Genomic DNA, 17,891 nt, shown 5'->3' with positions numbered 1-17,891 from the left:
AGTCGGGCGGGACGGGCGGGGGCGTCCCGCCCGACTCGCCCGTCCCGCCGCATCGGAGACGTGCCCCCGGTCAGGCCCGGTCAGGTTGCCCCGGTCAGGCCGGTCAGGTCGGTCAGGTGGGGATGGGCTTGGTCTTGGTGCAGTTCTTCCATTCGACCCAGGGGCGCGCGCCGCCGTTCTGCGGGCCGGTGGCGTATTTGGGGTCGCCGGTGATCGTCTGGTTCTTCTCTTCGTGGGTGATGTCGATCCCGAAGATCTTGAAACCGAAGCTGACCTGTCCGGCGGAGATGCCGAAGCCGATGCCGAGCGAGGCGTTCCACCAGTCGGTGTTGGCGTTGTAGTCGAGCTTGCTGAGCTTTCCCTTGTCGTGCAGGAGCCGTTCGAGGTCGCTGGCGTCGGAGTCGGGTACTTCGGCCGCGTCCGAGGGGGAGGGAAGCGGGTTCTTGGCGGGGTTGCCCTTTCCGCGCAGCCAGTCCTCGACGATGGTGCTGTCGGTGTCGTTGTCGAGGAGGAGTTCGGCCGACTCGGTGTGGATCTGTGATTTGGTGGATCCGCCGCCACCACCGACGTCGATCGTCACGGGACCGGCGTTGGCGCCTGCCTCGATCTTGAGGCCCGTGCCGTCCCCGGCTTCCTGGCTCGTGGTGATGACCAGCTTCTCGGGGTGGTGCTCGGCGCCGTCCTTCTCCTCCTGGTCGTAGGCCGCCGCGTCGTAGGTGACGGCCACCTGCTGCATCTTCTCGCCGGTGGCGACCCCGCCTATGCCGGCCGAGCCCTTGACGGTGAAGGTGTAGATGAAGGTGATCTTCCCGGCGTTCGGTCCGTTCTGGGCGCGCATGACCACGACGTCCTCGGTCATCGTGCCGGAGAGCACTTCGCCGGAGATCTTGCCGAGATCCTTGGGGCCGTCGCTCTTCCCGGAGTCCTTGCCGCTCTTGCCGTTGCCCTTGAACTTTCCGCCGAAGCTGGCGTTGCCGGACGCCTCGATGGACGTCTTGGTGATGTCCACGTCGGGCGCCCTCTCCGGATCGAGGTCGGGCTTCTTCTTGTTCGCGTGGTAGCCGCAGATCATGCCCAGCTCGGAGGAGCGTGGTCCGGCGGGCCGGCTGTTGCAGTCGTCCATCGCCTTGAGGTATTCGGCGAACTGCTGCGCGTCCTTCAGGTTGGCCTCCAGATCCGCCTGGGGGTCCCCGGTCTTGTTCCCGTTGAAGAGCCACTGCCCGCCGCTGCCGCTGCCCGCCAGATACGTGCCGCTCAGCTTGGCGCTGCCGCCCCAGTCCTTCAGGCCCGGAATCCCCGCGGAGATGCTCGCCGTGACCCCGCCCGAGGTCTCCGTCACGCGTTCCAGGGTGACGGTGCCGTCGGACCACTGCTGGAGCTTGACGGTCTCCGAGCTGCTGATCTTGATGAAGATGATCTGGATGACGACGGTGGTCTTCGTCTGGTCCTGGGAGAGCAGACAGCGTGCGGGCTCGAACGGGTCGCCGTTGGGTACGAACGGATCGTCGGGGCCACCTCCGCCACCGCCCCCGCCGTCGCCGCCCTTCCCGTCGCCCGCGTAGTCGCCGGAGGAGCACGCCTCGGCGCCGCTGAGCGGGTGGAGTATTCGGCACACCGCGCTCTTCAGTCCGGTCGCCGTGTCGGCGGGGACGCTCAGACCGACGATCGCCGCGACGACCAGTGAGACGACACCGACCATCGCGGCGTACTCGGCGCCGCCCTGCCCCCGGTCGAGACGTTCTCTGTCGACCAGCCCCCGGCTTCGCCTGTGCCATCTGCGCAGCCTCTCGTCGCCCCTCATGCCGCTCATCGGTTCTCCTCGCCCCACACCGTCCGCCATCCCCCGAGCGAGAGCAGCGTATGGATTGGGCCGGGCCCAAACGCAGGGTCCCCGGGCCCAGTTGAGGGGTCCCGGCGGGCCCAGTTTCAGCCGGGCGCACCCCCTCCTACCTGCGAAAAGTGGCGCCCGGCGGACAGTTGGGTGAACTCCTCGGGGACGGGGCGCGACCGTCGTGCCGTCGCGCTTCCCGAGCCCGCCGGAGCCCCGCCGCGGGGCGGTCTCACAACGGTCCATGCCTGACCGGCCGTTAGGGTCGGGAACATGACCGCGGAGAAGCCGTTCCTGTACGTCGTCGTGTGCGCGTCCGCGATCGCGGGCGACGTCGGCAAGCTGATCACCGCCGCGCGGGAGCGGCGCTGGGACGTGGGCGTCATCGCCACCCCGCAGGGCCTCGGTTTCCTCGACACCGAGGCGGTGGAGACGCGGACCGGCTATCCGATCCGCTCCGCCTGGCGCCGCCCAGGCGACCCCCGTCCGCTACCGCCCCCGGACGCCATCGCGGTCGCGCCGGCCACCTTCAACACGATCAACAAGTGGGCCGCCGGGATCTCCGACACCCTCGCCCTGGGGATTCTGTGCGAGGCGTACGGACTGGGCATCCCGACGGCGGTCCTCCCGTACATGAACGCGGCGATGGCCGCGCACCCCGCGTACTCCGCGAGCCTGGCGCGGCTGCGGGAGATGGGCGTGCTCATCGGTTCGTACCGGCCCCATGACCCGACGTCGGAGGGAGGCGCGGACCAATACCGCTGGGAGGAGGCGCTGGAACTGCTCGCTCCGGCGATATCGTCCCGAGGTTGATCAGTTCAGTTCTCGGCCAGGTTGACGAGGCATCCCCTCCGGTGCTGACCAGCCGCGCCGATTCCCACTGAGGTCATCCGCGCTCTATAGCCCGGCCGCGGCCATCGTGCGGCAGTCGCCGCCGCCCAGGAGGCCCGGGGTGGGCCTGCCCCGGCACGCCCGTCCCGCCCGGCTACCGCACCGGCACCTTCAACGCGAGCATGTGCGGCGGCCTCGGGGGCTGGCTCCTGCTCAGCAACTGATCCGACCGGATGCGCTAATCCGATCGGATCGGGCTGAGAACGAAACCCCGCGTCAGGGCCACACCAAGCAATAAGGCTGATGCCCCGCCTCATGCAAGCGATGGCTGAAGTCCTGCCACTGGTGCAGCAGTTGGTAGACGTTGTACGCGTCCCTCGGGCCGCCCCTGTCCGGGACCGTCGACCAGATGAAGGCCGCCGCGCCCACGGATTCCTCGCCGATGCCGCGCAGTGGGTCCACCACCGTCATCGGGAGTTTGACCACCGCGTAATCGGGATGCAGCACGACCAGTTCCAGCGGGGGCACTTTGTACAGGGGCATGCCCTGAATGCCCGTGAGGACCATCGCCGCTATCGTCTCCGGCTTGATCTTGGTGAACATGCCGTTCATACCGAGCTCATCGCCGCCCAGCTCCTCCGGGCGCATGGAAATGGGCACGCGCGCGGCCGTGGCTCCGTCGGGCGCGCCGAAGTATTTGTAGGTCACCCCCACCCGGCCACCACTCCTGCTTTCCGGCCTTCCCGGAGGTTGCTCCCGCGCCTCACGTTCGCGCCGTCGATGCTTTCCACGCCGGGCAGGCTCGGGACCGAGGTCGTCGGTTCCCTCGCCCAGTCCGCCACCGCGATGCATATCTCCACCCGACCACTCGCAGCCATGGCCGCGCAACCCGATCATCGTGACAGTGACCTCCCCCACGAACGTCCGGTGAAACACCTGTCCGCAAGAACGTCCGAGCCTCTGACACCATGGATTCCGTGAGCTTCCCCTATGACGCCCCAGTTTCGCAGACGCTTTTCGACCGCGCCGCCCTCGTGACACCCGGCGGCGTGAACTCTCCCGTCCGTGCCTTCCGCGCGGTGGGCGGTACGCCCCGGTTCATGGTGTCCGGGCATGGTCCGTACCTCATCGACGCGGACGGCCGTGAATATGTCGACCTCGTATGTTCCTGGGGTCCGATGATTCTCGGTCATTCCCATCCGGAGGTCATCGAAGCGGTCCAGGCCGCTGTCGCCCGCGGTACGTCCTTCGGTACGCCCGGTGAGGGCGAGGTGGCGCTCGCCGAGGAGATCGTCGCCCGGGTCGCCCCCGTCGAGCAGGTACGGCTCGTGTCGTCCGGGACCGAGGCGACCATGTCCGCCATCCGGCTCGCCCGCGGTTTCACCGGGCGCGCGAAGGTGGTGAAGTTCGCCGGCTGCTACCACGGGCATGTCGACGCGCTGCTCGCCGCCGCCGGCTCCGGAATCGCGACCCTCGGGCTGCCCGACACCCCCGGGGTGACCGGCGCGCAGGCCGGGGACACCATCGTCCTGCCGTACAACGATCTCGACGCCGTGCGCCGGGCGTTCGCCGCGCACCCCGGTGAGATCGCCTGTGTGATCACGGAGGCGTCGCCCGGCAACATGGGCGTCGTACCGCCCCGGGACGGGTTCAACGCCGGGCTCAAGGAGATCTGCGCCGCCGATGGCGCGCTCTACATCTCGGACGAGGTGATGACCGGTTTCCGTACGTCGAAGGCCGGCTGGTACGGCGTCGATGGTGTCGTGCCCGATCTGATGACCTTCGGAAAGGTCATGGGCGGCGGTTTCCCGGCCGCCGCGTTCGGCGGGCGTGCCGATGTCATGGGGCGGCTCGCCCCGGCGGGCCCCGTCTACCAGGCGGGCACGCTCTCCGGGAACCCGGTCGCCACCGCCGCGGGCCTCGCGCAGCTGCGGCTGCTCGACGACGCGGCGTACGCGAAGATCGACGCCGTCTCGCGGCAGATCCAGGGGCTGGTGACGGAGGCGCTCAGCAAGGAGGGCGTCGCTCACCGCGTGCAGACGGCGAGCAACATGTTCTCCGTCTTCTTCACGGCCGACGAGGTGCACGACTACGAGGGCGCCAAGCGGCAGGAGTCGTTCCGCTTCACCCCCTTCTTCCACTCGCTGCTGGCCGACGGCGTCTATCTGCCGCCGTCCTCCTTCGAGTCCTGGTTCGTCTCCACCGCACACGACGAGCGCGCGATCGAGCGGATCGCCGCCGCGCTGCCGGCCGCCGCCCGCGCCGCCGCCGAAGCGACCGCCCCCGAGCCGACCCCGACCGAGCCCGCCGACCCGGAGAGCGCCGCATGAGCAAGAGCGAAGAGATCACCGTCGTCCATCTCGTGCGCCACGGCGAAGTGCACAACCCCGACGGTGTCCTCTACGGCAGACGACCCGGCTACCACCTCTCCGAGCTGGGCAGGCGGATGGCCGACCGGGTCGCCGAGCATCTCGCGGACCGTGACATCGCTCACGTCGTCGCCTCCCCCCTGGAGCGCGCGCAGGAGACCGCGGCCCCCATCGCCAAGAGCCACGGGCTGACCCTCGACACCGACGACCGGCTGATCGAGGCCGCGAACGTCTTCGAGGGCAAGACCTTCGGGGTCGGTGACGGCGCCCTGCGCAAGCCCGGCAACTGGAGGTATCTCACCAACCCGTTCCGGCCGTCCTGGGGCGAGCCGTACATCGATCAGGTCGTACGGATGATGGGCGCCCTGAACTCCGCGCGCGACGCGGCCCGCGGGCACGAAGCGGTCGCCGTCAGCCATCAGCTGCCGATCTGGATCGTGCGCAGCTTCGTCGAGCGGCGCCGGCTGTGGCACGACCCGCGCCGTCGGCAGTGCACGCTCGCGTCCCTGACCAGCTTCACCTATCAGGGCGACAAGATCGTCTCCGTCGGCTACTCCGAGCCCGCGCGCGATCTCGTCCCGGCTCATCTGCTCGCCGGCGCCCGGCCCGTCAAGGGCGGCGCCAAGGCCTTCGGTGCCTGAACGGATCCGCATGCTCGCAATCCGTTGATCGCCCCTGTCATATCTGTCATATCTGTCATATCTGTCGTTACATCAGCGCATCGGCACATCGGCACATCAGCGAAGATAAGTAAAGATATGACAAGTGCTGGAACCTCCACGTTCGCCACCTCATCTCCTGTGTTGCCGCTTGTAAGACTTTTATGAGCGGCATACGCACAGACGAGCGCGGATGGGAACGGTATGCGCGAGATCAGCCGAAGGGGTCTTCTCGGAGCGGGAATTGGAGCGGCTGCCGCGATCGGAATCGCGGGCTGCTCCACCGGCGGGAGCGGCACGGTCCGGCACACGGAGGTGGGCAAGGGCGGTGCGGGCGCAGGCGCGACGAGCAGTGCCAGTCCCCTCGGTAAAGAGGTCCGGCTCATAGGGGACGGTTCCACTTCCGACACGGGAAAGCAGCCGCACCAGCCGCCCGCCCCGGTCCCCCTGGAGCCCGGCCAGACCCCTCCGCAGTTCGTGATCTTCTCCTGGGACGGGGCGGGCGAGGTCGGCAACGGTCTCTTCCCGCGCTTCCTGGAACTCGCCAAGAACCACGACGCGGCGATGACCTTCTTCCTCTCCGGCCTCTACTTGCTGCCCGAATCGAAGAAGACGCTCTACCGCCCGCCGAACAACCCCGTCGGCGCCTCCGACATCGGCTATCTCACCGACGGCCATATCAAGGACACCCTCAAGAACGTCCGCCAGGCATGGCTGGACGGGCATGAGATCGGGACGCACTTCAACGGGCACTTCTGCGCCGGCTCAGGCACCGTCGGCGACTGGACCCCGCAGCAGTGGCGCAGCGAGATAGACCAGGCTGTGTCCTTCGTCACCGAGTGGCGTACGAACAGCGGCTGGACCGAACTCGACCCGCTGCCCTTCGACTACCGCAAGGAACTGACAGGCAGCCGTACGCCCTGTCTGCTCGGCCAGGAGAATCTGCTGCCGACGGCGAGGAAGCTGGGCTGGCGCTACGACGCGAGTTCGCCGGGCGGCACGCAGCGGTGGCCGGACAAGAAGCTGGGCATCTGGGATTTCCCGCTTCAGCAAGTCCCGTTCCCCGGGCACACCTTCGAGGTCCTCTCCATGGACTACAACATCCTCGCGAATCAGTCGGGGAATTCGACGAACGGCATGACCTCGCGTTACGCGGAGTGGCGCAAGCAGGCCACCGACGCGTATCTCGGCGGTTTCAACCGCGCGTACGAGTCGAATCGCGCGCCGTTCTTCATAGGCAACCATTTCGAGCAGTGGAACGGCGGGATCTATATGGATGCCGTCGAGGAGGCGCTGAAGGGGATGGCGGGCAAGAAGGACGTACGGCTCGTCTCGTTCCGGCAGTTCACCGACTGGCTCGACGCACAGGACCCCGCCGTACTCGACAAACTCCGCACCCTGGAGGTCGGCCAGGCTCCCGTCGGCGGCTGGAACACCTTCTTCAAGGCCTGAGAAGGCCAGGTCGCTTGTGCAGCCCCCGGCTGTTGCCCGCCCGCCACTCTTTACAACGGGCTTTACGGGCAGCCAGGGGGGTGCGCAAGATCCCTGAAACGCCCATGCGAAACTTTTCACATGAACTCAGGCCGCGCTCCCCGACGCCGCTCCGAGCGACGATTCCGCGCCCTCCCACCGGTTGTCGTGGGCGTGGCGGCCCTGACGCTCTCCGCCTGCGGGGGCGGCGGCAAGTCCGGCGGCGGCGGTGACACCAACTTCGTCACCAACACCGGCGGCATCTCCACCGTCGCGGCGGCCGACCGCAAGCCCGTCAACCAGCTCTCCGGGGAGACCCTGGAGGGCAAGCAGCTCGATGTGGCCGATCTCAAGGGCAAGATCGTCGTGATGAACGTCTGGGGCTCGTGGTGCCCGCCCTGCCGCGCCGAGGCCCCGCACTTCGCGAAGGTCGCCAAGGAGACCGAGTCGAAGGGCGTGGCGTTCGTCGGGATCAACACCCGGGACGCCAACAAGGGCCCGGCGCTCGCGTTCGAGAAGGACTACGGCGTCCCGTACCCGAGTCTGTACGACCCGGCGGGCAAGCTCATCGTCAACGGCTTCCCCAAGGGAAGTCTCAACCCGCAGTCCATCCCCTCCACGATCGTGCTCGACCGGGACGGGAAGATCGCGGCCCGCGCACTGATGGCGCTCGACGAGGAGAAGCTGCGCAAGATGATCGACCCGCTGATCGCGGAGAAGTGATCCTGTGCAGGTTCTCGCCGCCCCCGGCATGAATGAGACGGTCTACAGCGGAGCGCTGCTGCTCGCGCTGCCGATCGCCCTGCTCGGCGGACTCATCTCCTTCTTCTCGCCGTGCGTGCTGCCGCTCGTACCGGGTTATCTCTCGTATGTCACCGGCGTCAGCGGCACCGATCTGGCGGACGCCCGGCGTGGCCGGATGGTCGTCGGCGCCACGCTCTTCGTCATCGGCTTCACCGCGGTCTTCGTCTCGGGCGGGGCGCTCTTCGGCTACTTCGGCGGGACTCTCCAGGAACACCGCGAAGTACTCTCCAAGGTCCTCGGCGTCCTGATGATCCTCATGGGTGTCTTCTTCCTGGGGATGATGCCCTGGCTCACCCAGCGCGAGTTCCGCTTCCACAAGCGTCCGGTGACCGGCCTCGCGGGCGCGCCCGTGCTGGGCGCGCTCTTCGGGATCGGCTGGACGCCCTGCCTCGGGCCGACCATCTCCTCGGTGAACGCCCTGGCGTTCGACCAGGCGAGCGCCGGCCGAGGGGCCATACTGACCGTCGCGTACTGCCTCGGTCTCGGAGTGCCGTTCGTGCTCGCGGCGGTGGCGTTCCGCAAGGCGCTCGGGGCGTTCGGCTGGATCAAGCGCCACTACGTATGGGTGATGCGCATCGGCGGCGCGATGATGATCCTGACCGGGCTGGCGCTGCTGACCGGCGCGTGGGACAGCATCGTGCAGGACATGCAGACCTGGTCCGACGGTTTCACGGTGGGGATCTAGTTCCATGAGCAAGGCGTCCATGAACGACACGGGAACCGGCACCGGGAGCGACACCGGGGAAGCCCCAAAGGCCCGAGAAGCCCAAAAGGCCCGAGAAGCCCGTGAAGCCCAAGAAGCCCGCGCCCTCTCCACCGCCCCCCGCGAAGAGCGCGAGGACACCGTCATCGGCGGCCCCACCCTCGGGATCGTCGGCTGGCTCCGCTGGTTCTGGCGCCAGCTCACCTCCATGCGCGTCGCGCTGATCCTCCTCTTCCTGCTCTCCCTCGGCTCCATCCCCGGCTCCCTGATCCCGCAGACCGGCATCGACGAGATGAAGGTGCAGGACTTCAAGGAGCGGCACGAGACGCTCGCGCCGATCTACGAGAACCTCCAGCTCTTCCAGGTCTACAGCTCGGTGTGGTTCTCCGCGATCTACATCCTGCTGTTCATCTCCCTCATCGGCTGTATCGTCCCGCGCACCTGGCAGTTCGTCGGCCAGCTGCGCAGCCGCCCGCCGGGCGCGCCCAAGCGCCTCAACCGGATGCCCGCGTACGCGACATGGCGCACCACCGCCGACCCCGAGGAGGCCCGCGAGGCCGCGCTCGCGATCCTCAAGAAGCGCCGCTTCCGGGCGCACACCGTCGGTGACGCGGTCGCCGCCGAGAAGGGCTATCTCCGAGAGGCGGGCAATCTCGCCTTCCATATCGCGCTGATCGTGATGCTGGTGGCCTTCGCGAGCGGACAGCTCTTCAAGTACGAGGGCGGCAAGCTGATCGTCGAGGGCGACGGCTTCTCCAACACCCTCACCCAGTACGACGACTTCAAGTCCGGCTCCCTCTTCGACACGGACGAGCTGACGCCGTTCAGCTTCACCCTGGACGCGTTCACGGGTACGTACGAGCGCAGCGGGCCGCAACTGGGCACCCCCCGGACCTTCAAGGCCGACATCCGGTACACCACGGACGCGACCGGTCCGGAGAAGAAGTCGGTCATCGAGGTCAACAAGCCCCTCAAGCTCGACGGCTCGAAGGTCTACCTCATCGCCCACGGATACGCCCCCGTCGTCTCCGTCAAGGACGGCCGCGGCAAGGAGGTCTTCCGGGGCGCGGTCCCGCTGCTGCCGATCGACAACAACGTCTCGTCCACGGGCGCCATCAAGGTCATGGACGGCTACCGCGACAAGAACGGCAAGAAGGACCAGCTGGGCTTCGCCGCGTTCTTCGTGCCGACGTACGGCGGGAAGGGCTCCGGGCAGATGTTCTCCCGGTTCCCCGCGCTCGACTTCCCGGTGCTCAACATCGGCGCGTACCACGGCAGTCTCGGTGTCGACTCCGGGCTGCCGCAGAACGTGTACCAGCTGAACACCGACAAGATGAAGCCCTTCAAGGACGCCAAGGGCGATGTCCTGAAGAAGACCCTGCTGCCGGGCGACTCCCTCACCCTGCCCGACGGCGCCGGCTCCATCACCTTCGAGAAGGAGGTCAAGGAGTGGGCGAGCTTCCAGATCACGCACGAGCCCGGTAACACCTGGGCCCTCGCCGGTGCGGTCGCCGCCATCGCGGGGCTGGCCGGCTCGCTCTTCATCCAGCGGCGCCGGGTCTGGGTCCGGGCCGTACGGGGCGCCGACGGCGTCACCGTCGTCGAGATGGCGGGACTCGGCCGCAGCGAGTCCACCAGGCTCCCCGAGGAACTGGCCGAGCTGGCCGGCACCCTCTATTCAGAGGCGCCCAGCGCGCCTGATCCCGCAGAAAAGACTGTTGAAGGGGCTGAGAAGTGAATCTCGCCGCCACAGCAACCAATGAGAGCCTGGCGCAGACCAGCAATGTGCTGATCTATTCGGCCATGGCCGTCTACCTGCTGGCCTTCCTCGCGTATCTGGCCGAGTGGCTGTTCGGCAGCCGCAGCAAGGTCGCCAGGACCGCCGCCGCGCTGACCGGCGGCGAACGGAAGTCCGCGGCGGCGCCGGTGACGGTACGGTCCACGCGGGAGGGCGGTGCCACGGCCGTCCTGGAGCGGCCGGAGGTCATCACCCGCTCCGCGAGCGGCAGCCGCGATCTGCCGGACGGCCCCGGTGCGGCAGGCGGTGACGCGCAGGGCGATCTGTACGGCCGGATCGCCATCTCCCTCACGGTCCTCGCCTGGGGCATCGAGGCGGCCGGGGTGGTCGCCCGCGCGCTGTCCGTGCAGCGGGCGCCGTGGGGCAACATGTACGAGTTCAACATCACCTTCACCACGGTCGCCGTCGGCGTCTATCTCGCGCTCCTCGCGCTGAAGAAGAACGTCCGCTGGATCGGGCTGCCGCTCATCATCACGGTCCTGCTCGATCTCGGGCTCGCCATCACCGTCCTGTACACCGACAGCGACCAGTTGGTTCCGGCGCTGCATTCGTACTGGCTCTGGATCCATGTCTCCACGGCGATCTTCTGCGGCGCGGTCTTCTACGTCGGCGGACTGACCACCGTGCTCTATCTCTTCCGTGAGCGGTACGAGTCGAAGCTCGCCGCCGGTCTCAAGCCGGGCTCCTTCGCGACCTCGGTGCTCGAACGGCTGCCGGCGGCGGCGTCGCTCGACAAGTTCGCGTACCGCGTCAACGCCGCGGTCTTCCCGCTCTGGACGTTCACGATCGTCGCGGGCGCGATCTGGGCCGGCGACGCCTGGGGCCGCTACTGGGGCTGGGACCCCAAGGAGGTCTGGTCCTTCATCACCTGGGTCGCGTATGCCTGTTACCTGCACGCCCGCGCCACCGCCGGCTGGAAGGGCCGCAAGGCCGCCTATCTGGCGCTGATCGCCCTCGGCTGCTGGCTCTTCAACTACTACGGCGTCAACATCTTCGTCACGGGCAAGCACTCGTACGCGGGCGTTTGACACCGGGGCGTATCGCACCGGGGCGTACGACGCCGGTATGCGCGTGCACCGGATACATCAAGAGGCGCCCTCCGCGGTATTGACTCCGCGGGGGGCGCCCCTGTATGTGCGTACGTGCGTCTGAAGGGTTGCTGTCAGAGTTCAGGGCTCAGGGCTCAGGGCTCGGGGTTCAGAGCTCAGGGCTTCGGCGGGGTGTCGTCCGCGCCGCCACCCTTCTCCGTGCCCCTTTCCGTGCCCTTCTCCTTGCCCATCTCCCGGTCCTCCTTCAGGGAGTTGAGGAACTCCGGGTTGTCGTCGGGCGCGACCCAGCCGCCGCGACGCACCGCCCTCGTCCGCTCCCGGCCCACGATCAGCCACGAGATGGAGCCGACCAACGGGAAAAGCAGCACCAGAATCGCCCAGATGGGCTTGGGGAGGTACCGGATCTCCTTCTCATCGGTCGTGATGCAGTCGATGAAGGCATAGATGCTGAGAGCCAACGGCACCAGAATCATCAGCACCCGAAGCATGGAGGTCCCCTTTTGAGTGGAGAGCGAGACCGGATCGCGGCCCCTGACCACACCAGGGTAGCGAGTAACCGAACAGAGCCGGTCCGGGACGGTCAACACCTCGCCTCGCCGGGTCGACGGTAAGCCCCCGGCGGACCGCGCCCGGGAGGATGACACACTGGACCGCATGGCTTACGACGATCTCCGCTCGCTGCTCCGGGCGCTGGAGCGCGAGGGCGACCTCAAGCGCATCAAGGCCGAAGTCGACCCGTACCTGGAGGTCGGGGAGATCGTCGACCGGGTGAACAAGGCGGGCGGGCCCGCGCTGCTCTTCGAGAACGTCCGCGGCTCGGCGATGCCCCTCGCCATGAACGTGTACGGCACGGACCGCCGGCTGCTCAAGGCGCTCGGGCTGAAGTCGTACAGCGACATCAGCGACAAGATCGGCGGACTCCTCAAGCCGGAGCTGCCACAGGGTTTCGTGGGGGTGCGCGAGGCGTTCGGGAAGCTCAGTTCCGTCGCGCATGTACCGCCGAAGAAGATCAAGGACGCGCCCGTCCAGGAGGTGGTCCTCACCGGCGACGATGTCGATCTGGACCAGCTGCCCGCGCTGTTCACCTGGCCCGAGGACGGCGGCTCCTTCTTCAATCTCGGTCTCACCCACACCAAGGACCCCGAGACCGGCATCCGCAACCTCGGGCTCTACCGGCTTCAGCGCCATGACCGGCGCACCATCGGGATGCACTGGCAGATCCACAAGGACAGCCGCAACCACTACCAGGTGGCCGCCAAGCGCGGTGAACGGCTGCCCGTCGCCATCGCGTTCGGCTGTCCGCCCGCCGTGACGTACGCCTCGACCGCCCCGCTGCCCGGTGACATCGACGAGTACCTCTTCGCGGGCTTCGTCCAGGGCCGGCGCATCGAGATGGTCGACTGCAAGACCGTGCCGCTCCAGGTGCCCGCCAACGCCGAGGTCGTCATCGAGGGTTGGCTCGAACCGGGGAAGATGCTGCCCGAGGGTCCGTTCGGCGACCACACCGGCTTCTACACCCCCCAGGAGCCGTTCCCCGCGCTGACCATCGACTGTGTGACGATGCGGAAACGACCGCTGCTCCAGTCGATCGTGGTCGGCCGGCCGCCGACGGAGGACGGGCCGCTGGGACGCGCGACGGAACGGTTCTTCCTGCCGCTGCTCAAGATCATCGTGCCGGACATCGTGGACTACCACCTGCCCGAGTCGGGCGGCTTCCACAACTGCGCGATCGTCTCGATCGACAAGAAGTACCCCAAGCACGCGCAGAAGGTGATGCACGCGATCTGGGGCGCGCACATGATGTCGCTGACCAAACTGATCGTGGTCGTCGACGCGGACTGCGATGTGCACGATCTGCACGAGGTGTCCTGGCGGGCGCTGGGCAACACCGACTACGCGCGCGACCTCACCGTCGTCGAGGGCCCGGTCGACCATCTCGACCACTCCTCCTACCAGCAGTTCTGGGGCGGCAAGGCGGGGATCGACGCGACGAGGAAGCTCCCCGAGGAGGGGTACACCCGGGACGGCGGCTGGCCGGAGATGGTCGAGTCCGACCCGGAGACGGCGGCGAAGGTCGACCGGCGGTGGCGGGAGTACGGACTGTGACCAGTGCGGCGGCGGCGGTACCGCAACCGGGCAGGACCAGGGCGTTTCTGCGGCTGGTGATGATCGAGCACTCGGTCTTCGCGCTGCCGTTCGCCTATATCGCCGCCCTGACCGCGATGTTCCGGCTGGACGGGAACGTCCACTGGGTCCGGCTGCTGCTGGTCACCCTCGCGATGGTCGGGCTCCGTACGTTCGCGATGGCCTGCAACCGGATCATCGACCGCGAGATCGACGCGCGCAATCCGCGCACGGCGGGACGCGAACTCGTCACGGGCGCGGTGTCGGTGCGCTCCGCGTGGACGGGCGCGCTCATCGCCGTCGTCATCTTCCTCGGGGCCGCGGCGGCGCTCAACCCGCTCTGTCTCGCCCTCGCGCCCATCGCCGTGATCCCGATGGTGGTCTATCCGTACGGGAAGAGGTTCACCAACTTCCCGCACGCCATCCTCGGTATCGCCCAGGCCATAGGTCCGGTCGGCGCCTGGCTCGCGGTCACCGGCAGCTGGTCGTGGGACGCGGTGATCCTCGGTCTCGCGGTCGGTATCTGGATCGGCGGCTTCGATCTGATCTTCGCCTGCCAGGACGTCCAGGCGGACCGCGCGCACGGCGTGCTGTCCGTACCGGCCCGGTTCGGTATCCCGGCGGCGCTGTACGGGGCGCGCGCCTGCCATGCCGTGACCGTGGCGCTGCTGGTCTGGTACGCGCTGGCCACGGACGCCGGGGCGTTCTTCTGGACCGGGCTGGCCGTCGTCGCCGGTGCGTTCCTGTACGAGCACTCGATCGTGAAGCCAGGCGATCTGTCGCGGCTGAATCGCGCGTTCTTCAGCGTGAACGGCTTCATCGGGATAATTCTCTTCGTGGCCGCGCTGCTGGACCTCCTGGTGCGCGGCCTGACGCTGTAGGACCCGGCTGTCCGGCGTCAGCCCCGGGCCGTTATTCGCTCGTTCAGCGGGGGCGGCCTGCGGAACATGAACGCGGCCATCACCCCGCCGATCAGCCCGAAGAGATGACCCTGCCAGCTGACGGCGGAGTTGGTCGGCAGAACGCCCCACAGGGCCGAGCCGTAGAACGCGAGGACCAGCAGACCGGTCACGATGTCCACCGCGTTCCGGTCGACGAAGCCGCGCACCAGCAGATAGCCGAGCAGCCCGAAGACCACCCCGGAGGCGCCCGCCGTGACCGTGTGGTCGGCGGCGGTGAGCCAGACGCCCAGACCGCCGACGACCATGATCGTCAACACGACGGCGGCGAACCGCCGCAGACCGGTCAGCGCGGCGAGGAAGCCGAGCACCAGCAGCGGCAGGGAGTTGGACACGAGATGGTCGTAGCCGTGGTGCAGGAAGGCCATCGGGATGACATCGCGCAGCTCGCCGACGTCGCGCGGGCTCAGTCCGTACGTACTGAGCGATCCCGTCGCGCCGTTCACGGCTTCGAGCACCCAGAGCAGCGCGACCCAGGCGATCATGACGGCCGCGGCCGGTTTCATCCGTGACGTCCGGCTCCGTGTGGTCGTGCCGGTGGTCCCATACGACATCGCGGCCCCCCTTTGGTCCCTGCTGGTCTGTCGGGATGTCTCCCTGTCCGTGTTCCCGTGCTTCTGTCCTGGTGAACGTCCGGGGTACGGTCACCGGTTCCTGTCCCGGGCCGCCGGATAGGCTCGGATCCGTGAAGCCCGGATCGTACGAAGACGAGCACAGCCCGCGACAGCCCCGGCGGCCCTGGGTCGTCGGTGTCTCGGGAGCGTCGGGGACGCCGTACGCCGCGGCCGTGCTGCGGGGGCTGCTGGACGCGGGGGAGAGTGTCGATCTCGTGGTCAGCCGGGCAGCGCGGCTGACCCTGCTCGACGAGACGGGCGTCGCCTTCAGGGACGCGCGCTGGCGGGAGGATCTGCGTACCTGGCTGGCGCGCGGCGCGGACGGCAAGCCGGACACCTTCGAGGTGAAGCTGGACCGGGACGCGGGTGCGGACGACGTACGGCACTGGTCGGCCGGCGATCTGGCGGCCGGCCCTTCCTCGGGCTCGTACCCGGTGAAGGGGATGCTGATCGTGCCCGCTTCCACGGCGAGCGTGGCCGGGGTGGCGCTCGGTCTCTCGAAGGATCTGCTCCAGCGCGCGGCGAGCGTGACCCTGAAGGAGCGGCGGACGCTGGTGGTCGCCGTACGGGAGACGCCGCTCAACGGGCAGACGCTGAAACATCTGGTGACGCTGGACGAGGCGGGCGCCGTGGTGCTGCCCGCCTCTCCGGCGTTCTACGCGGGGGCGACACATATCCAGGATCTGGTGGACTTCGTCGCCGGGCGGGTCCTGGACGCGGCAGGGGTGCCGCACCGGCTGTACCGCCGTTGGGAGGGAGAGCTTGGCGGGCTCTCGCGGTGATTGAGGGCGGACAGGGCCCTCGTCGGGTGTGGCCGCTCGGCTGTGGCCGCTCAGCGCTTCTTGGCGCGGCGCCGCGAGCGACCGGCCTTCTCGGCGCCGGCGCGGCCCGTGGTGACGGCCTGATGGACACGCGAGCGGCTGGCCTGCTCCTGAAGCGAGCGCATCTGGGCGTAGGCCATCTCGATCGTGTACACGGTGGGTCTCACTCCTGAAAGTTCGAAGGATCATCGTTGATCGTCTAAAAGATTCGCAGGACTTCAGCCCTGCATGCCTTAGATTCTACACCTAACCTTGCGAGATTGCTGATTAATGGAAGGCTTCAGGCATATGGACGCCGTGGATAGGCAGCTCATCCAGGCCCTCAGGGAGAACGGCAGAGCCTCGTACGCCGAGCTCGGCAGGCTCGTCGGGCTCTCCGGGCCCAGCGTCACCGACCGCATCAACCGTCTCGAAGCGGCGGGCGTCATCACCGGCTACCGCGCCACGGTCGACTCGGCCTCGCTCGGCCTCGGCGTCACCGCGCTGATCGGGATCTCGCTCTCCGACGCCGCCGACCACGAGGACGTGGCCCGCCGGATGCGCGATCTCGGGGAGATCGAGGACTGCTGGTTCATCGCGGGCGACGACTCGTACATGCTGAAGGTCCGCGCGAGCGATGTGGACGGCCTGGAGAAGACGATCCGCCGGCTGAGCGGTACGAAGGGCGTCTCCCGGACCCGTACCACCATCGTGCTCTCCACCAAGTGGGAGAACCGGGTGGGAGAACTGCCCGAGGAGGCCTGACACCGCCGGGGCCGACTTCGCTTCTCCCGTCCGATGCCGTCCCTGACCCGGGGCGGTATCGGACGGCCGTGCCGAGAAGGGTTGCCGAGGAAAGGGAAGCGAGCGTGCGCATCGTCCGTCACCACGAGTACGGCCCGTCCCGGGTCCTGCGGACCGAGCAGGCCGAGCCGCCCGCCCACGGCCCCGAGGACGTGCTCGTCCGCGCGGCGGCCATCGGCGTCGACCACGCCGATGTACAGCGCCGCCTCGGCACGTTCCCGCTCGGCGCCCCGCCGCTGCCGTACTGCCCCTCCACGGATGTCGCCGGCACGGTCGTCGGGATCGGCGACCGCGTGACCGGGATCGAGCCGGGACAGCGGGTCGTCGTATGGCAGGCCCGGGACGCCTACGCGGAGTTCGTGGCCGCCCCCGCCGCGCGCGTGCTGGCGCTGCCCGACGGCCTCGGCTTCGCGGAGGCCACGCTGCTGGGCTCCACCGGCCGGGTCGCGGTGCATCTGCTCCAGACCGCGCGGCTGACCGCCGGAGAGACGGTACTTGTGCGGGCGGGCGCCGGCGCGATCGGCCATATCGCCGTCCAGGCGGCCCGTGCCCTGGGCGCGGAACGGGTCATCGCCACCGCCGGCTCGCCGCGCAAGCTGGACTTCGTACGCTCGCTCGGCGCCGACGCGGCCGTCGACCACACCCGGCCCGACTGGCCCGCGCGGGTCCGTGAGGCCGCCGGAGCGGAGGGAGTTGACGTGATCCTCGACGGCGTCGGCGGCCCCCAGCTCCTCGACGGCGTGCGGCTCCTCGCGCCGTACGGACGGCTCGTCTGCTACGGCGCGTCCGGCGGCGACAGCGAGCAGCCGGCCCTCCCGCTCATGGATCTGATGGGCATGCGGCAGGTGACGGGCTTCAGCATGGCCACCATGGCGCGCGGCGCTCCCGCGCTCGTGGAGGAGGGCGTACGGCTGCTCGTCCGGCTCGTCACCGACGGCTCCGTACGGCCCGTGATCCATGAGCGCGTACCGCTCGACGAGGCCGCCCGCGCGCATGACCTGCTCGAACAGCGCGTCAGCATGGGCCGCGTCGTTCTCGTTCCGTGAGGGGCGTAGTCTCGACTGGCACGATTTGGCAGA

General features: G+C 68.5%; 18 protein-coding genes. 13 read left to right on the top strand and 5 right to left on the bottom strand.

The window, feature by feature from the left end:
* Positions 1–112: 112 nt before the first annotated feature.
* Positions 113–1,810, bottom strand: coding sequence for a hypothetical protein (locus M1203_RS06150; protein ID WP_249948436.1), 1,698 nt, complete (start codon positions 1,808–1,810; stop codon positions 113–115).
* A gap of 291 nt (positions 1,811–2,101) precedes the next feature.
* Here M1203_RS06150 and M1203_RS06145 point away from each other — a divergent pair, with 291 nt between their 5' ends.
* Positions 2,102–2,641, top strand: a complete 540-nt coding sequence (locus tag M1203_RS06145; protein WP_249948435.1) for a flavoprotein — start codon at positions 2,102–2,104, stop codon at positions 2,639–2,641.
* 294 nt (positions 2,642–2,935) lie between these two features.
* Here the strand turns inward: M1203_RS06145 and M1203_RS06140 are convergent, their stop codons facing one another.
* A complete protein-coding gene (locus M1203_RS06140; RefSeq protein WP_249948542.1) occupies positions 2,936–3,511 on the bottom strand; it encodes a hypothetical protein in 576 nt (191 codons plus the stop codon).
* A 116-nt stretch (positions 3,512–3,627) separates the two neighbouring features.
* Between M1203_RS06140 and hemL the strand changes: the two genes are divergently transcribed.
* The 7 genes from hemL (at position 3,628) to ccsB (ending at position 11,490) form a co-directional block, all read left to right on the top strand.
* Positions 3,628–4,989 (top strand): glutamate-1-semialdehyde 2,1-aminomutase, encoded by a 1,362-nt coding sequence (gene hemL, locus M1203_RS06135; RefSeq protein WP_283958202.1) that lies wholly within the window; start codon positions 3,628–3,630, stop codon positions 4,987–4,989.
* Positions 4,986–5,669, top strand: a complete 684-nt coding sequence (locus tag M1203_RS06130) for a histidine phosphatase family protein (protein WP_249948433.1) — start codon at positions 4,986–4,988, stop codon at positions 5,667–5,669. The genes hemL and M1203_RS06130 overlap by 4 nt, the downstream gene beginning before the upstream one ends.
* 222 nt (positions 5,670–5,891) lie before the next feature.
* Positions 5,892–7,139: a hypothetical protein gene (locus M1203_RS06125; RefSeq protein WP_249948432.1), complete on the top strand. Its 1,248-nt coding sequence runs from the start codon at positions 5,892–5,894 to the stop codon at positions 7,137–7,139.
* Between the two features lie 120 nt (positions 7,140–7,259).
* Positions 7,260–7,880 carry a TlpA disulfide reductase family protein gene (locus tag M1203_RS06120; RefSeq protein ID WP_249948431.1) on the top strand — a complete coding sequence of 207 codons (621 nt, stop codon included), beginning with the start codon at positions 7,260–7,262 and terminating at the stop codon, positions 7,878–7,880.
* A gap of 28 nt (positions 7,881–7,908) precedes the next feature.
* Positions 7,909–8,646 (top strand): cytochrome c biogenesis CcdA family protein, encoded by a 738-nt coding sequence (locus M1203_RS06115; RefSeq protein ID WP_249948541.1) that lies wholly within the window; start codon positions 7,909–7,911, stop codon positions 8,644–8,646.
* A gap of 4 nt (positions 8,647–8,650) precedes the next feature.
* Positions 8,651–10,402, top strand: a complete 1,752-nt coding sequence (locus M1203_RS06110; protein WP_249948430.1) for a cytochrome c biogenesis protein ResB — start codon at positions 8,651–8,653, stop codon at positions 10,400–10,402.
* The gene (gene ccsB / locus M1203_RS06105; protein WP_249948429.1) at positions 10,399–11,490 is read left to right on the top strand and encodes a c-type cytochrome biogenesis protein CcsB; all 1,092 of its coding nucleotides are present in this window, start codon (positions 10,399–10,401) and stop codon (positions 11,488–11,490) included. Before M1203_RS06110 ends, ccsB begins: the two co-directional genes overlap by 4 nt.
* 176 nt (positions 11,491–11,666) lie before the next feature.
* On the opposite strand, the gene M1203_RS06100 is transcribed toward ccsB, so the two are convergent.
* Entirely contained in the window at positions 11,667–11,999 is a 333-nt protein-coding gene (locus tag M1203_RS06100; protein ID WP_249948428.1) for a PLD nuclease N-terminal domain-containing protein, read from the bottom strand.
* Between the two features lie 166 nt (positions 12,000–12,165).
* On the opposite strand from M1203_RS06100, the gene M1203_RS06095 reads away from it, so the two are divergent.
* Positions 12,166–13,617, top strand: a complete 1,452-nt coding sequence (locus M1203_RS06095) for a menaquinone biosynthesis decarboxylase (protein ID WP_249948427.1) — start codon at positions 12,166–12,168, stop codon at positions 13,615–13,617.
* Positions 13,614–14,516, top strand: a complete 903-nt coding sequence (gene mqnP / locus M1203_RS06090) for a menaquinone biosynthesis prenyltransferase MqnP (protein WP_249948426.1) — start codon at positions 13,614–13,616, stop codon at positions 14,514–14,516. Before M1203_RS06095 ends, mqnP begins: the two co-directional genes overlap by 4 nt.
* Before the next feature lie 17 nt (positions 14,517–14,533).
* Here mqnP and M1203_RS06085 read toward each other — a convergent pair whose 3' ends face one another.
* Positions 14,534–15,148 carry a rhomboid family intramembrane serine protease gene (locus tag M1203_RS06085; protein WP_374402049.1) on the bottom strand — a complete coding sequence of 205 codons (615 nt, stop codon included), beginning with the start codon at positions 15,146–15,148 and terminating at the stop codon, positions 14,534–14,536.
* Between the two features lie 131 nt (positions 15,149–15,279).
* On the opposite strand from M1203_RS06085, the gene M1203_RS06080 reads away from it, so the two are divergent.
* The gene (locus M1203_RS06080; protein WP_249948424.1) at positions 15,280–15,990 is read left to right on the top strand and encodes a UbiX family flavin prenyltransferase; all 711 of its coding nucleotides are present in this window, start codon (positions 15,280–15,282) and stop codon (positions 15,988–15,990) included.
* A gap of 50 nt (positions 15,991–16,040) precedes the next feature.
* On the opposite strand, the gene M1203_RS06075 is transcribed toward M1203_RS06080, so the two are convergent.
* Positions 16,041–16,196, bottom strand: a complete 156-nt coding sequence (locus tag M1203_RS06075) for a hypothetical protein (RefSeq protein WP_249948423.1) — start codon at positions 16,194–16,196, stop codon at positions 16,041–16,043.
* A 121-nt stretch (positions 16,197–16,317) separates the two neighbouring features.
* On the opposite strand from M1203_RS06075, the gene M1203_RS06070 reads away from it, so the two are divergent.
* Both M1203_RS06070 and M1203_RS06065 read left to right on the top strand, forming a co-directional pair.
* The gene (locus tag M1203_RS06070; RefSeq protein WP_249948422.1) at positions 16,318–16,773 is read left to right on the top strand and encodes an Lrp/AsnC family transcriptional regulator; all 456 of its coding nucleotides are present in this window, start codon (positions 16,318–16,320) and stop codon (positions 16,771–16,773) included.
* Between the two features lie 104 nt (positions 16,774–16,877).
* Positions 16,878–17,858 carry a zinc-binding dehydrogenase gene (locus tag M1203_RS06065; RefSeq protein WP_249948421.1) on the top strand — a complete coding sequence of 327 codons (981 nt, stop codon included), beginning with the start codon at positions 16,878–16,880 and terminating at the stop codon, positions 17,856–17,858.
* The last annotated feature ends 33 nt before the right edge of the window (positions 17,859–17,891 follow it).

The sequence above is a fragment of the Streptomyces sp. 35G-GA-8 genome (assembly GCF_023534745.1).
Lineage (GTDB): Bacteria > Actinomycetota > Actinomycetes > Streptomycetales > Streptomycetaceae > Streptomyces.
The sequence above is the reverse complement of the archived record's forward strand: the minus strand, read 5'-3'. Positions and strand labels throughout refer to the sequence as shown.